Annotated in this window: 14 protein-coding genes; 8 read left to right on the forward strand and 6 right to left on the reverse strand. The window is 44.2% G+C overall.

Annotation, left to right across the window (positions count from 1 at the left end; genetic code table 11):
• Positions 1-3: 3 nt before the first annotated feature.
• The gene (locus tag QFZ78_RS38750) at positions 4-507 is read left to right on the forward strand and encodes a sensor histidine kinase (RefSeq protein WP_373461159.1); all 504 of its coding nucleotides are present in this window, start codon (positions 4-6) and stop codon (positions 505-507) included.
• A 55-nt stretch (positions 508-562) separates the two neighbouring features.
• On the opposite strand, the gene QFZ78_RS36325 is transcribed toward QFZ78_RS38750, so the two are convergent.
• Positions 563-901 carry a L,D-transpeptidase gene (locus tag QFZ78_RS36325; RefSeq protein ID WP_307554704.1) on the reverse strand — a complete coding sequence of 113 codons (339 nt, stop codon included), beginning with the start codon at positions 899-901 and terminating at the stop codon, positions 563-565.
• Between the two features lie 105 nt (positions 902-1,006).
• Here QFZ78_RS36325 and QFZ78_RS36330 point away from each other — a divergent pair, with 105 nt between their 5' ends.
• The 4 genes from QFZ78_RS36330 to QFZ78_RS36345 all read left to right on the forward strand — a co-directional run bounded on the left by QFZ78_RS36330 (position 1,007) and on the right by QFZ78_RS36345 (position 5,624).
• Complete coding sequence (locus tag QFZ78_RS36330) at positions 1,007-2,176, forward strand: iron-containing alcohol dehydrogenase (RefSeq protein ID WP_307554706.1); 1,170 nt, start codon at positions 1,007-1,009, stop codon at positions 2,174-2,176.
• 264 nt (positions 2,177-2,440) lie between these two features.
• Positions 2,441-3,904 carry an RICIN domain-containing protein gene (locus tag QFZ78_RS36335; RefSeq protein WP_307554708.1) on the forward strand — a complete coding sequence of 488 codons (1,464 nt, stop codon included), beginning with the start codon at positions 2,441-2,443 and terminating at the stop codon, positions 3,902-3,904.
• A 217-nt stretch (positions 3,905-4,121) separates the two neighbouring features.
• Positions 4,122-4,697, forward strand: a complete 576-nt coding sequence (locus QFZ78_RS36340) for a uridine kinase family protein (RefSeq protein ID WP_307554710.1) — start codon at positions 4,122-4,124, stop codon at positions 4,695-4,697.
• A gap of 114 nt (positions 4,698-4,811) precedes the next feature.
• Complete coding sequence (locus tag QFZ78_RS36345; RefSeq protein ID WP_307554712.1) at positions 4,812-5,624, forward strand: sporulation protein; 813 nt, start codon at positions 4,812-4,814, stop codon at positions 5,622-5,624.
• A 65-nt stretch (positions 5,625-5,689) separates the two neighbouring features.
• Here QFZ78_RS36345 and QFZ78_RS36350 read toward each other — a convergent pair whose 3' ends face one another.
• Positions 5,690-7,114, reverse strand: coding sequence for a discoidin domain-containing protein (locus QFZ78_RS36350; protein WP_307554714.1), 1,425 nt, complete (start codon positions 7,112-7,114; stop codon positions 5,690-5,692).
• 144 nt (positions 7,115-7,258) lie between these two features.
• Positions 7,259-7,633, reverse strand: coding sequence for a hypothetical protein (locus QFZ78_RS36355; protein ID WP_307554715.1), 375 nt, complete (start codon positions 7,631-7,633; stop codon positions 7,259-7,261).
• Positions 7,634-7,911: 278 nt separating this feature from the next.
• On the opposite strand from QFZ78_RS36355, the gene QFZ78_RS36360 reads away from it, so the two are divergent.
• Positions 7,912-9,330 carry an APC family permease gene (locus QFZ78_RS36360; protein ID WP_307554717.1) on the forward strand — a complete coding sequence of 473 codons (1,419 nt, stop codon included), beginning with the start codon at positions 7,912-7,914 and terminating at the stop codon, positions 9,328-9,330.
• Here the strand turns inward: QFZ78_RS36360 and QFZ78_RS36365 are convergent.
• From QFZ78_RS36365 to QFZ78_RS36375, 3 genes are all read right to left on the reverse strand, one after another.
• Complete coding sequence (locus tag QFZ78_RS36365; protein WP_307554719.1) at positions 9,314-10,201, reverse strand: LysR family transcriptional regulator; 888 nt, start codon at positions 10,199-10,201, stop codon at positions 9,314-9,316. The two genes, QFZ78_RS36360 and QFZ78_RS36365, sit on opposite strands and share 17 nt — an antisense overlap.
• A gap of 82 nt (positions 10,202-10,283) precedes the next feature.
• The gene (gene tatC, locus QFZ78_RS36370) at positions 10,284-11,042 is read right to left on the reverse strand and encodes a twin-arginine translocase subunit TatC (protein ID WP_307554722.1); all 759 of its coding nucleotides are present in this window, start codon (positions 11,040-11,042) and stop codon (positions 10,284-10,286) included.
• Between the two features lie 38 nt (positions 11,043-11,080).
• Positions 11,081-11,314, reverse strand: a complete 234-nt coding sequence (locus QFZ78_RS36375; RefSeq protein WP_029193642.1) for a MerR family transcriptional regulator — start codon at positions 11,312-11,314, stop codon at positions 11,081-11,083.
• A gap of 218 nt (positions 11,315-11,532) precedes the next feature.
• On the opposite strand from QFZ78_RS36375, the gene QFZ78_RS36380 reads away from it, so the two are divergent.
• On the forward strand, positions 11,533-13,140 hold the full coding sequence (locus tag QFZ78_RS36380) for a flavin monoamine oxidase family protein (protein ID WP_307554724.1): 1,608 nt from the start codon (positions 11,533-11,535) through the stop codon (positions 13,138-13,140).
• Positions 13,141-13,161: 21 nt separating this feature from the next.
• On the forward strand, positions 13,162-13,722 hold the full coding sequence (locus QFZ78_RS36385) for a RidA family protein (RefSeq protein WP_307554726.1): 561 nt from the start codon (positions 13,162-13,164) through the stop codon (positions 13,720-13,722).
• The last annotated feature ends 18 nt before the right edge of the window (positions 13,723-13,740 follow it).

Raw genomic sequence — 13,740 nt, forward strand, 5'->3', positions numbered from 1 at the left:
CGACTGGAGACTAAGCAGTTCCATTTTCAGCTAGCTCCAACCTCATGCGGAACGATGGTTCGCCAGCTTTTTGCGAAGTATGAACTGGATGCAGCGAATGCTGGAATTACCTATACGCTAAACATGGCACATTCGGAAGGCGAAGAACTGCTTTTAACGGTAGATACAGATCGTATTGAACAGGTGTATGCGAATATTCTGTACAATGCAATTAAATTTTCTACGAGAGGCGGATTCATTGATGTTCACGTGGCAATCAAGGATGAGCCGAGCGAGTTAGTGATTCGGGTTACCGATACCGGCGTGGGGATTAGCGAAGAGGATCTTCCGCATATTTTTGAACGCTTCTACAAAGTGTCCAAATCACGCAGCACGTCTGGCGGCAGTGGCTTGGGACTCGCAATTGCTAAAGAGATCGTGCAGTATCACGGTGGCCAGATTTGGGCGGAAAGCCGCCTTGGCAAAGGCTGCAGCATCTCGTTCTCGTTACCTGTGCATAGGATTTAGGCCGCAAGAACCGTATACCTCACATGATTTTATGTGCGGTGTACGGTTTTTTGGGCTATGGTCGAATGGAAACTCTGGTGTGAATGGGTACAAGTGCGGCTAACTCAAGCACATCTTCATTGTACATGCGGATACATCCGAGGGATGTTCTTTTGCCTATAGAAGAGGGGGCATTCGTACCATGGATGCCATAATGAGGCTTACTTAGACCCATCCAGAAGGCACCGTAAGGGCCGCCGGGACGCGCTTGCTTATTGATAATGGTAAACTCTCCCGTAGGTGTTTGGGTAACCATTTTACCAATACCAACAGGGAATCCGCGTACAACACGATTTACATCCAAAAGATATAATTGAAAGTCGGAAAGATCAACAATAATTCGGTATTTGGGCATGGAATCGTCACCTCGTTCTATCCTATGTAAGTAGGTGCGTTTTCGATATTGAATCTTACTTGTGGTATACTCCTGTAGATATTAGTCATCGAAGGAGATACAGACATGCAATCATTTCTACAGTTTAATCCAACAAGATTATGGTTTGGCCAAGGTCAAATCGAGCAGCTGCAGCAGGAGCTTGGTACTACTGGCAAGCGAGTATTGCTCGTGTATGGCGGCGGAAGCATTAAGAAAAATGGCGTATACGATGCTGTTATTGAACAGCTTACACATATGCAAGCAGAAGTGTTTGAAATGTCCGGTGTGGAGCCTAATCCACGGCTCAACACCGTACGGAAGGGCATAGATATTTGCCGTGATAAGCAAATCGAGCTCATTCTGGCCGTTGGCGGGGGCAGTGTGATTGATTGTGTCAAAGCGATTTCCGTTGGCGTTTATTATGACGGGGATGTTTGGGATATCGTGACTCGGAAAGCTGTGCCTCACAAAGCGCTTCCTTTCGGAACGGTTTTAACACTTGCGGCTACAGGTTCTGAAATGAATCCTATTTCCGTCATCACACATTGGGAGAAAAATGAAAAGCGAGGCTGGAGCAGCCCTTTCGCTTATCCGGCTTTCTCTATTTTAGATCCGACGTATACCTATTCTGTACCTATGGATCAGACCGTTTATGGGATCGTGGATATGATGTCGCATGTGCTGGAGCAGTACTTCCATCGGACGGAAAACACACCTATGATTGATCGTTTCATGGAGTCTGTCCTTTTGACAGTCATAGAAGCTGCACCGAAGCTGCTTGAAGATCTAAACAGTTATGAGCATAGAGCAACGGTCATGTATGCGGGGACGACTGCCTTTAACGGGCTGCTGTCCTGCGGCACAGATGGTGGAGATTGGGCATCGCATCAAATCGAGCATGGTCTATCCGCAGTCTATGATATTCCGCATGGCGGAGGGCTTGGGATTGTATTCCCGAACTGGATGAAGCATTGTGCTGAGGAAGATCCTTCGCGGATGAAGAAACTGGCGATTGCTGTTTTTGGTATTGATCCATCGCACAAAACGGATCATGAAATTGCACTCGAAGGGATTGACGCACTGCGAAGTTTCTGGAATTCCCTTGGTGCGCCGAATCGGTTAGGGGATTATGGGATCGATGATTCTAGGATAGAGGAATTAGTCCATAAATCATTCATGAAGGACAAAGTGGGGCAATACAAAATGATGACGCGGGAGACAGTCAGAGATATTTTAATTCGATCTTTAGCTTAAGAATTGTATTCATAAGGTGAATTCCTAATCGTGAGATTAGGGGTTCGCCTTATTTTTATGGAAAGTTCACTTGAAATAGTTGGAAAAGTTCATAGTTATTCTAGTTTATTCAGTAGAAGAACAAGCCCCTTATCTTATATTGTAAAAGCATAGGAGGTGATCATCATACGTTTGAAAGCGCTTAATTTTTAGCGAGGCTAACTTTGAAGCGGCTGGTAAATGGCCTAACCACAAAAATAATAATGGAGAGGAAGGATTCATTTGATGAGAAAATCTTTATCACGTTTGTTATTCTTCATGCTTGTGACTGTGTTAGGACTTCAGGTACTGAGTGTATTCTTATTTGCAAAAGAAACAGAGGCAGCAGCCGTTAGTGTTCAAAATGGCATTCAGTTCAAGGATACCGGTGGTAATGTGATTCATGCGCATGGTGGCGGTGTTATTAAGGTAGGCAGCTACTACTACTGGTTCGGCGAGAATCGCAACACAGACGGAACATTTAATGCGGTTTCTTGTTATCGCTCTAGTGATCTCAAAACATGGGAATTCCGAAGCAATGTCCTGACGAAAAATTCTGCCGCTGAGCTGAATGTTTCCAATATCGAAAGGCCCAAAGTGATTTATAACAGTTCTACCGGCATGTTCGTGCTATGGATGCATTGGGAAAATGGCGTCGACTACGGGCAAGCTCGTACTGCTGTAGCTTCCTCGAGCACAGTTGACGGTATGTTTACGTACCAGGGCAGCTTCCGCCCGCTTGGTTATGATTCCCGTGATATGACGGTGTACAACGATAACGGAACGGCTTATTTAATCTCCGCAACGAGGGTTAACGCAGATTTAAATATTTACAAGCTGACCCCAGACTTCCTCGGTGTTGAGTCCTTGGTTCAAACGCTTTGGGTAGGGCAATACCGCGAAGCGCCAGCCATGTTCAAACGAGGCAGTGTCTATTTCCTTGTGACCTCTGGGGCGACAGGCTGGGATCCTAATCAAGGTAAATATGCTACCGCCAGCAGTATTACGGGGACATGGAGCGGACTCAGCAATTTCGGTGACGGAACGACATACGACTCACAAAGCGCTTATGTACTCCCTGTTGAAGGCTCTAGCACAACGACATATCTGTATATGGGAGATCGATGGGCTGGAGCATGGAGTGGTAAAGTGATGGAATCCCGCTATGTCTGGCTGCCACTTCAGTTCCCAACCAGTACATCGCTTACGATGAGCTGGGGCAGTAATGTCAGTATAGATACGAGTACAGGTATCGTAACAGCATCCTCACCAGCAATCGATACGAATGCGTATTACTTACTCGAGAATCGTAACGGTGGTAAAGCTCTTAATGTCCTGAATCAAGGAACGGCGAACGGTGATAATTTGGAGCAGTATATCGATAGCGGCTGGTTCAGCCAACAATGGAAATTCGTTAGTGCAGGAAGCGGCTATTACAAAATACAGAACCGTGCCAGCGGTAAATTGATTGGAGTTGAGAACGGGTCAACGGCGGATGGAGCCATTATCGAGCAATGGTCTGATGGCGGTTGGACTAGTCAGCACTGGCAAGTCATTGACAACGGAGCGGGTAGTTTTAAGTTGAAAAATAGAGCCACCAGTAAGATCATCGATATTTCCGGCGGTTCCAAAGCCAATGGCGGCGCGGCCATCCAATGGACTGACAACGGCGGCAAAAACCAGCAATGGCGTTTACTGAAAGTTGAGTAGCTAAGAGAAAAGCTATCCCGTAGAAGGATCTACGCGGGGTAGCTTTTGTATTTGTGCAAACATTAAAATTGCACAAATTCGTAGAGATGTGGTCAATTATCGTGTAAAGTTGGAGGGTAACAACTCATAATATGTAAAGTCTCAAGGGAGTGGATCTAATCAAAATTCGAATCATACAGCTTTGTTTCTGGGATAGCCCTATCGGGGATGTCCAAGCATGAAAAAACCTCTAGTAATAGGCATTTCTGGTGGGACCGGAAGTGGAAAGACGACTTGGAGTCATTACTTGTTAGAACATTTTAGTCATTACAAAATCCGAATTATACCTAGCGATAGATATTTTAAGAAATTCAGGCCTGTTACCAAAGCACCTTTCTCAAATAAAGAATACGATGATTTTAATCAACCGGAGTCTGTTGATGTTGAAAGATTAATAAGTGATATAGATACTACTATCTGTATGGATGAGTTAGATCTTTTAATTGTTGAGGGATTTCTGATATTTCACTTTGAAGTTTTAAGAGAGCGTCTAGCATACAAGTTTTATATTGATTGTGAATCTGATGAGAGATTAGTTAGAAGGATAGCGCGAGATTCGAAGGATGGAAATAACATTACTGAAATCGTTGCTGAATACCTAGACCTTGTTAGACACAGTCATGATAAGTACGTGGAGCCAACAAAATGGTATGCCGATCTTATTATTAATGGTACTAGTAGTGAGAATAAGGGGAGACAAATCATTGTTGATTGGATTCACAAGGAATTAGCATTCCGAGAATCTCGGTTCTGAGAAATGCTGCTGCTCATTCTCCGATATTGATGGCGTACCCAAACGCGCAAAACTGCAATTTTCTGAAACGGCGGTCGGACCTATCGCTTATGAAGTGCAATTGGAGGAAAAGAAATGGCGTTTTTCAAGAAAATGTTAGCACGAGTAGGGATTGGGAACGTCGATATCGACACACAGTTTCATACGGAGGATTTTATTCCGGGAGAGCTGGTTGAGGGCGTCGTTATTGCCAAAGGCGGAAAAGTGGAGCAGAAAGTGGATAAAATCTACTTTCAAATCATGACGGAATATAAGAAGCCTGTGGAGATAGATGCTGATCGCGATGGGCGAACTGAAACTCGTATGCAGAAGGAAACCATCGTTGTTGCCAATCTGTTGCTTGGTGAAAATCTCGAGATTGCACCGGGTGAAACGATTGAAATTCCTTTTCAATTCGTTCTGCCACATGAAACGCCAATCTCAATTGGTGTCAGCCCGATCTGGGTGCGCACAGGCTTAGACATTGATAATGCGGTTAATCCCTCAGATCGTGATGATATTAAAGTTCAGGCACACCCGCATACTGCGGTTGTTTTTGAAGCTTTGGAAGAACTTGGTTTTCATTTGCATCAAGCGGAGAATGAGTACTATCTACAACGCGATTATCATTTGCCGTTTGTTCAGCAGTTTGAATTTGTTCCCTATCAAAATGGCGAGTACCGCAGCTCGGTGGATGTACTCGAGCTCATCTTCTACCCGAATGAACACGGCGTAGAGATCATTCTAGAGTTTGATCGAAAAACGCGTGGTTTCAGCGGATTTCTATCGGATATGTTGGATGCGGATGAGTCCCATCATCGCTACTTTTTCAACAGGGAAGAGCTGGAGGAAGGTTCTTCCTCTGTAGCGGATCAGTTCAGGGAGATCTTTGACGAATTGCTGGGGTAAAAAATAGATAGAGGCTGACACCAATGGTAGGATTACCGGAGGGACAGCCTCTTTTCAATTCAACTTTAGTTTCCGTAAATGTCGACTTCTGTTATGCTGTTCCAACCGTTGCCAGAGGAGTTGCCATGACCTACGATTCGGACATAACGCCCACTAGTATCCGTAAAGTCATAGGTTACTTGCGAAAGTGTTGTGGTACTGACCTTATTCGCTAGCAGCGTTGTCCAGTTCGTATTGTCGGAGGATATTTGAACATCAAATGTTGTTGTACGGACATCACCTTGGTGAAAAGCGATGGATGCATACTTGACTGTTTTGCTGGAACCGAGATCGAAGTTGATCCATTGTCCGTTTCCTTGAGAGGACCAGCGGGTGCTTAGGTTATTGTCCAATGTATTGGAGGCCACATTTCCATCGTTGCCGCTATCGCTAACGGAAGAAACGGACAAAAGGGAGGGGGAAGGTGCTCCCCCTGTACAAGTCGTGTACACCGTTACCCCGGCTGTATACATATTGCCAGCAGGCGTACGTGTGTTGTTGCAAGCTTTTGCTGAACCACCATTGACGAGCACAACATTGGGGGTGCCATTATCCATATTTGCAGTGTTGTTATAGAAGTCGTTGTTAAAGCCCCAACCCGGTGAACGTTCATGCACCTGGAAGGCATCAACAATAATCGAATTGCCGTTGCGATTCACTGTATTATTGCGAATGATCGAGTTGTTTCCTTTGACATCCATGAAGCTATCTGCTGCATTGGCTCCGCTGATGCCTGTGCCGTTGAACGTACTATTCTCGACGATGGTTCCTGTCGTGCCTTCTTTGATATCAATGGATTCTGCTGTTACATTGGGCCCGATCGTTACGTTCGTAATTCTGTTGTTATCAGTTTCTTTGATATAGGTGCCCCATTTGCCGACATCAGAACCCACGTAGACGCCTTCGCCGTAATCGGCAGTTACCTGTCCTGTGTCGTGAACACTGGAGTTTTGGATGATGTTGTTGGAGCTGCCGTCCCGATAATGAACGCCTTCTTCTCCGATATTGTACACTTCGACCCCGTCGATTAAACCGTTGTTGGCATTATCGATCATGATGCCCTTCTTGGCATTGGTGATCTTTAGGTTTTTAACTTGGGTATAATTCCCGGTTAGATGAAGCGTGTAGCCACTTGATGTTCCACCGCCATTTAAAATTGCTTTATTGGTGGAACTGGCACTTTCGATGATAATCGGGTTCGAAGAGGTGCCATTTACGCCAGACACAAAATTACCCGTATAGGTTCCGGCTGCAAGAATAATGCGGTCTCCAGCTACTGCATTGGCTAATGCTGTTGTTAAACAGGAGGCCGTACTGCAGTTAACCGTTGCTGCGCCAGCTTGCGTAGGCAAAGCAATGGTTACCACTACCATAGACATAAGAAGTAAACTTGAAAATTTCCTCCTAAAAGCAGCATGTAAGTTGTTACTACTAGCTGAAAAATAAGTCATTATAAAACCACCTCTCATTTTTGTAATCGCTTACAAATGAAAGATAACACAAAAACGGAAGTGAATCAAACATTTTCGTACAATAAAGATATAAATGAAACCAGGGGAATAAAAAGAGGCCCTAAAGGCCTCCACATCCATCCATTATGCATGTGCTAATTGTTTAAGTTCAAGTTTTCCTGTCGTTAAATACGTGAGTTCCGGTGTTGAGAAAAAGTCAGCTAATCGCCGAAGTCTCATATATATCGTTCGCAAAATAACGGAATCCATCTCCGTGATCATACTGCGATTTGCAATAAAATCTCGCATGCTCACCTTGATGAGATACTCGCTATCTCGAAGATCGGTTATCAGTTGTTTATTTGGAAGGTCTCCGTAGTTGACTATGTATTTCGTTTGTCCCAGAGCACTTTGATACAGTTCAGCACATGTTCGCGTAATTTGTACTTGCCTCTTAGTACCCATAGAATCAGTGACTGTAAGCAATTGATTTTTAGCATCTAATGAGTTCTTTTTCAAATAAACAATTTCGTGAGAGGCAATACCTTCTGTGAGTAAACGAACAATAATGGCATCTTGCGGATTGATACAGCGAGCTTCGATAAAATGAATTTGTTCTAATGTAATAATACGAAATCAGCATCCCTTCAAGTGTGAAAATTGGATTTCAGTAAACTTTCATACGGCTTTCAGTAATAAGCAACTATATACTCTATGCGGGATAAAGTTCGATAATGACTGTTTTATTAAATAATAATTAGCTCAATTTTCATTAAGAAGAAGGGAATACTTGGTTTATGCAGAAAATGATTGTATACATTTATGGGTGGAGTTGTGAGGGAGAGCTGCTGAATATGGTGAATGAAGAAGGAAAATTGAAGAAGGTGTTAGGCTTACGAGATTCAATTGGTATTGCTCTCGGACAAATTATTGGAGCGGGTATCATGTCAATTACTGGCATCGCCATAGCTTTAACGGGGACTGGTGTACCGCTTGCTTTCGTGCTTTCCTCTGTTTTTATGCTTATCATCACGATTCCTCTTGCTGTATTAGGCTCAGTTCTGCCTACGACTGGAGGCATGTATACCTACACGAGTCGTTTACTCTCTCCGAATGCAGGGTTTGTCTATTTAATCCTGTTTACATTCGGTCATTTGACCATCGCTGTATACGCCATTTCATTCGCTCATTATTTACAGGGAATCATGCCTTATACGCCGATCATGCTTGTTTCCTTCACTGTGCTGACTTTCTTCTATCTCATTAATCTGTTTGGCATCAAGTTCATGTCATCCTTAGGAAAGGCGCTCGTAGCGATTAAGCTGTTGTCACTTCTTGTTTTCATTGTGTGGGGAATTTCGAAGGTCGACTATTCGGTGTTTCATCCCGCAGAGATTTTTCCTCAGGGAATGGGGAGCTTTCTTACAGCGGTTGGAATCACATCCTTTGCATCTGGAGGCGCTTATGCCGTAGTTGAGCTCGGAGGTGAAATGAAGCGGCCACAAAGGGATATTCCGCTTACAATTTTCATCAGTAGTGGCATAGTTGCCTTGCTTTACATAGGCATTGGCATCGTGGCAACCGGAGTTCTGCCGATTTCCCATGTTGCAGGAGAGTCGCTTTCAGATGTGGCGAGGACGATATTGCCCAATCCATTGTTCCTATTTTTTATCATAGGCGGGGCTATGTTTGCTCTGGCTTCTACACTCAATGTAACGTTTTCCTGGGTGACGAGGGGGATGCTGGTGGCAAGTCGCGATGGCTGGCTCCCAGCATCGTTCGGCGCCATTAATCGAAGGTATGGTACACCACATTGGCTGCTCACGTTTTACTATCTGCTTGGGGTCATACCCATTGTGACTGGAGTCTCGTTGACTACGGTTTCCCAGCTAGGCGTTGGTATCTTACTTATTTCGAGCATTTTCCCCGTACTTTCTGCCGTACAGCTTCCTCGCAAATACCCAGAGCTTTATCGCAAAGCACCATTCACTATGAAGCCAGGCCTACTTTACACCATTGTCATCATAGCCGTTGGTTTACTGGCCTTTCAAGGCTATTTACTCCTCAGCCGATTGTCGGCTCCATTAATTGTAGGCAACATCGTGCTTGTCGCAGGAGCCATCGTTTATGTGAGGATTGTCGGCAAACGCCGAGTAAATAAATATGCTTCTTACGCAGCATCAAGCGAGAGTCAAGATATCAAATTGTTGCAATAATCGTTTTCAGTTCTTTCGTAAACTCTTTGCAGGGCAGGGACTGATAGCGATTCTTTAGACGTAAGGAGCAGAAGGAAATATCCATATCCTCTCCGGTGATTTCTAATGCAATAATGCTGCCTGTTTGGACATAAGGGTCGTATTTTAAGCCGATTTCCGTATAAAATCCAATAGCAATACCTTCAGCAATCACTCGTTTTGCAGCCTCTGAATTCCCTAGCTTAAATAAAATATTCGGCTCTCCATATTTTTTTAATTTATTAATAAGGTACTCCGAATTCAGGAGGATCGGTTGATGTACAAGTTCTTCTAAGGAGATGCTTTTTCGATGAGAAAGTGGGGAGTTTATCCCCACACATGCCATCACTCTGCTGTCCATTAACGTCTCTGTGATCAATTGTTTATTCGGTTCTTCATAATTCCGGGATACAGCTATTAGACCGATATCTACATTACCGCTTTGGACTTCTTGTTTAATTTGCGGATAATCAAGTTCCAACATTTCAAGCTCTACGCCAGTATGTTTCGCTTTGAAAATCGCCAAGGTTGAGGGTAATACACTCAAGCACAGGCTAGGCACGGAAGCGATGGAAAGGAACCCTGAGAGCTGATTGGACTGAAAAATTGCCGTCTCTCGGAGTTCCTCAACTTTGTTAATAATCTCTTCCGCTTTACTTATTATTAATTTCCCATCTTCCGTAGGAACGGCTCCAAAGCGCGAACGCTTAAATAGTTTAACTCCAAGCTCTTCTTCCAGACTCACAATGGCCTGACTGATATTCGGTTGGGAGACGTGAAGCTTTTCGGCAGCTAGGGAAATCGAACCGGTTTGATTGATTTCAATGATATAGAGAAGTTGTTCAATCCGCATAGTTCTCCTTTTTTTGGGAAGTGATTTATGTCGTAAATATATCCCAAAAGCGGACCATAGGCAATGATAGGGAAGCCCTATTTTAAGAGGCTCCGTACTCAACACTTAGTTTGCTTAGCTCTTTCATTTGTTCGTTATAGACGAAACGAGATAGCACGACGCTGATTTCATATAAAGCGAATAAAGGAATGGCCACTATGAGATGTGAGATGAGATCTGGCGGTGAAATAAGGCTGGCTACGATGACTAGGACAAGGTAGGCATATCTGCGAATTTTGTTCAAGAGCTTTGGATTCAGCAGCTTTAGTCTAGTTAGAAACATGACGACGATGGGAAGTTCGAAGGCAATCGACAAAGGCAGCACAATGTTCAGCATGAAGCTAAAATATTGCGCGACGCCGTACGTCGGGGTTAATCCGAGGTTATCGGAAATTTGGGTAGTGAATGCCATACACATGGGGAAAACAACGAAGTAGGCAAAGGTTAAACCGATGATGAAGCACAGGACCGTATAAGGGATATAACGAAGTGAGGCTGACTGCTCCTCCTTCGTTAGACCTTGTTTAACGAATCCCCAGATCTGATATAGGATAAAAGGCAAAGAAACCGTAAGTGATATGACGAACGCAATCATCATATAGAGGCGAATACTATCCATGGGGGAAAATACATGCCATGTCATGTCGGATGCCGGGGGTGTTTGCTTCAAGTAGAGGAGGAGCTTCTGGGCAGCAAGAAAACCGGCAATCATCGTAAGGACAATTACGATGAGAACTCGAATAATGCGTGTTCGCAGTTCGGATAGATGTTCAACGAGAGACATCATTTCTTTTATTGGCATGAAAGGCACCTCCAAAGCTATGTATGGTTGTCATTGTCTTAAGAACCCGCTAGCATACGCTTAAGTTCAACGGTGTGGAAGCCGTCCATCAGCTTTGTGTGAATCTCCATGATGGTCTGAATATCCTCAAATGAATATTTACGAACGCCTCCTTTACTTCTTTCTGGGAAAATAAGCTTGCGATCTTCGTAATAACGAATCTGCCTCTCCGATAACCCGGTTAATTCGCTTACCACACCAATTTGAATCACTTTCTTCTTCGTCATCGACATCATCCAACCTCCTAGAAATGTTAGATAAATTAACGTTTACATGACATTGTTTACAAGTTAACTCTATCACCATGCCCATATCTGATCAAATAACCTATTTTTATCCCGGTATAAGTAATATTTATGTAATGTAATCTTACACATAATAGTGACGAATACATGTCCTACTGGTACGTTTAAGGTGCGGTTTATCCAAACTTGAACGAGGAGATGGGAGCATGGAGAAGACACCAATCAAAGAAGATCAAATTACACGTAGACAATTTTTGACTACTGTCGGCAAAATTGGAGGGTCAGCCGCACTCTTTAGTGTTATGGGGACTCTGGGGCTCTTATCCCCAGAAACGATGAAAGCGGCAGATTACACGCCACCTTCAGGTAGGGATCTCACTTCAACAAACCGCAATGGGAAAAAAGTGATTATTTTAGGTGCTGGGGTAGCCGGTATGACGGCTGCCTATGAGCTAGGAATGGCTGGTTATCAATGTACAATTTTAGAAGCGAGAGCTCGTTCTGGCGGCAGAGTTTGGACAGCCCGCAGAGGAACGACCGTTACGGAAGTCGGAGGCAGCAAGCAGGTTGCGCGCTTTGATAATGGGATGCATTTTAACACGGGACCGATGCGGATTCCCCAGTTTCATGTAACCTTGGAATATGCACGCAAATTCGGTGTCGCCATTGAGCCTTTCAACAATGTGAACGAGAGCGGCTATTATTATAACGAAAATGTCGGAGAATTGTCGGGAAAGAAAATTCCGAAGCGCCAAGCAAAAGCTGATGTGAGGGGCTATGTCGCCGAGATGCTGGCCAAAGCAGTAAATCAGAAGGCGCTGGATCTCCCGCTAACAACAGAAGAAAAAGATAAGCTTGTTGCTTATTTGAAGACCGAAGGAGATTTGAATGCCGATCTGTTCTACAAAGGCTCTAGCAGAGCTGGCTATGTCGAAGAACCAGGTGGTAAGTTTGACTCAGGGGTTCGTAGAGATCCTTTTAGTTTAAAAGCGATCATTAATTCCGGTTTTGGGCAATTTTTTAGCAGTGAATACAGCTACGATCAACAAATGATGATGTTTCATCCGGTAGGCGGGATGGACCAAATTGCTAAAGCGTTTGAGAAGCGTGTTGGGGACCGTATCGAGTTCCATGCAGAGGTACAGGAAATTAAACAATCGTCAGAAGGTGTTCGCGTCCTGTATAAGGATTTGAACAGCGGCGCCAGCAAGGAAGCTGCCGGAGACTTTTGCATATGTACGATTCCATTACCTGTCCTTAAGGATATCAAGGCTGATTTCTCTGCCGAAATGTCTACCGCAATTTCTAAGATTAGCTACGCATCTGCCGGTAAAATTGGCCTCCAATTCAAACGGCGGTTCTGGGAGGAAGATGAGCATATATTTGGCGGAAGCTCACTAACGAATATGGACATATCCAGTATTTATTACCCGCCAAACGACTATTTTTCCAAAAAAGGCATCCTTTTAGGCTATTATGCTTTCGGGGCTAACTCTGACAAAATTGGCAAAATGACGCCTGTCCAAAGGGAGGACTACGCTTTAAGCCAAGGGGCGAAAATTCATCCCCAGTACCTTAAGGAGTTTGAGGCCTCGTTCTCCATCGATTGGAAGAAGATTAAATATAATCTTGGCGGATGGGCGTCCTATACGGCGGACGACCGCAAAACGTATTACCCTACCCTGTGTAAGCCGGATGGTCGCATTTATTTGGCTGGGGAGCATATCAGCTATATTACCGCTTGGCAGGCAGGGGCGATTGAGTCAGCGAGAAAAGTGGTAACTGAAATTCATGAGCGAGTAATGAAAGAGTAGACTTTTGAGGAGCGATGAACGATGATGATAACGAATAAAGTGAAAACTATTGCAGCCGTCACATTAGGTTCATGTCTCATATGTGTCAGCGCCTATGCGGCCGGAACGGAAAAATCTAGTAAATACCCATCAGAGCCAATTCATGAAGTGGAATTCTATGGCAACCCAGCGTCCTCGATATCTGCCGGAGTGTCCGTACCTGCAGGCTCTTCTTACTTATTCACAAGCGGAACAGTACCTCCTGTTCTGAATAAAGAGGGGAAGACGGTATATGAACGCTATGGTGATACCAAAACGCAAGGTATCGGTATTATAAAGGAAATTGAAAAGCAATTGAAGGATAAGGGATTAACTCTAGCTGACGTCGCTTATCTTCGCGTTTATATTACGGCTGACGCGGCCAAAGAGGGGAAATTCGACTATCAAGGCTGGTTTGACGCTTACGCGCAATTCTTTGGTAATGAAACGAATCCAGTTAAGCCGGCTCGCTCCACGGTTGGTGTGGCAGGACTCGTTAATTCCGATTGGCTTATTGAGATCGAAGCTGTAGCGGTATATCCGAAGCATCATAATCAAAACTAATGAAACGGAGTCGATGAT

The organism is Paenibacillus sp. V4I5 (assembly GCF_030817255.1).
Classification (GTDB): domain Bacteria; phylum Bacillota; class Bacilli; order Paenibacillales; family NBRC-103111; genus Paenibacillus_E.

Excerpts from the sequence above, each read along its gene's own strand:
- QFZ78_RS36325 (WP_307554704.1), bottom strand. The coding sequence starts at position 901 with ATGCCCAAATACCGAATTATTGTTGATCTTTCCGACTTTCAATTATAT.
- QFZ78_RS36330 (WP_307554706.1), top strand. The coding sequence starts at position 1,007 with ATGCAATCATTTCTACAGTTTAATCCAACAAGATTATGGTTTGGCCAA.
- QFZ78_RS36335 (WP_307554708.1), top strand. The coding sequence starts at position 2,441 with ATGAGAAAATCTTTATCACGTTTGTTATTCTTCATGCTTGTGACTGTG.
- QFZ78_RS36340 (WP_307554710.1), top strand. The coding sequence starts at position 4,122 with ATGAAAAAACCTCTAGTAATAGGCATTTCTGGTGGGACCGGAAGTGGA.
- QFZ78_RS36345 (WP_307554712.1), top strand. The coding sequence starts at position 4,812 with ATGGCGTTTTTCAAGAAAATGTTAGCACGAGTAGGGATTGGGAACGTC.
- QFZ78_RS36350 (WP_307554714.1), bottom strand. The coding sequence starts at position 7,114 with ATGACTTATTTTTCAGCTAGTAGTAACAACTTACATGCTGCTTTTAGG.
- QFZ78_RS36360 (WP_307554717.1), top strand. The coding sequence starts at position 7,912 with ATGCAGAAAATGATTGTATACATTTATGGGTGGAGTTGTGAGGGAGAG.
- QFZ78_RS36365 (WP_307554719.1), bottom strand. The coding sequence starts at position 10,201 with ATGCGGATTGAACAACTTCTCTATATCATTGAAATCAATCAAACCGGT.
- tatC (WP_307554722.1), bottom strand. The coding sequence starts at position 11,042 with ATGCCAATAAAAGAAATGATGTCTCTCGTTGAACATCTATCCGAACTG.
- QFZ78_RS36375 (WP_029193642.1), bottom strand. The coding sequence starts at position 11,314 with ATGTCGATGACGAAGAAGAAAGTGATTCAAATTGGTGTGGTAAGCGAA.
- QFZ78_RS36380 (WP_307554724.1), top strand. The coding sequence starts at position 11,533 with ATGGAGAAGACACCAATCAAAGAAGATCAAATTACACGTAGACAATTT.
- QFZ78_RS36385 (WP_307554726.1), top strand. The coding sequence starts at position 13,162 with ATGATGATAACGAATAAAGTGAAAACTATTGCAGCCGTCACATTAGGT.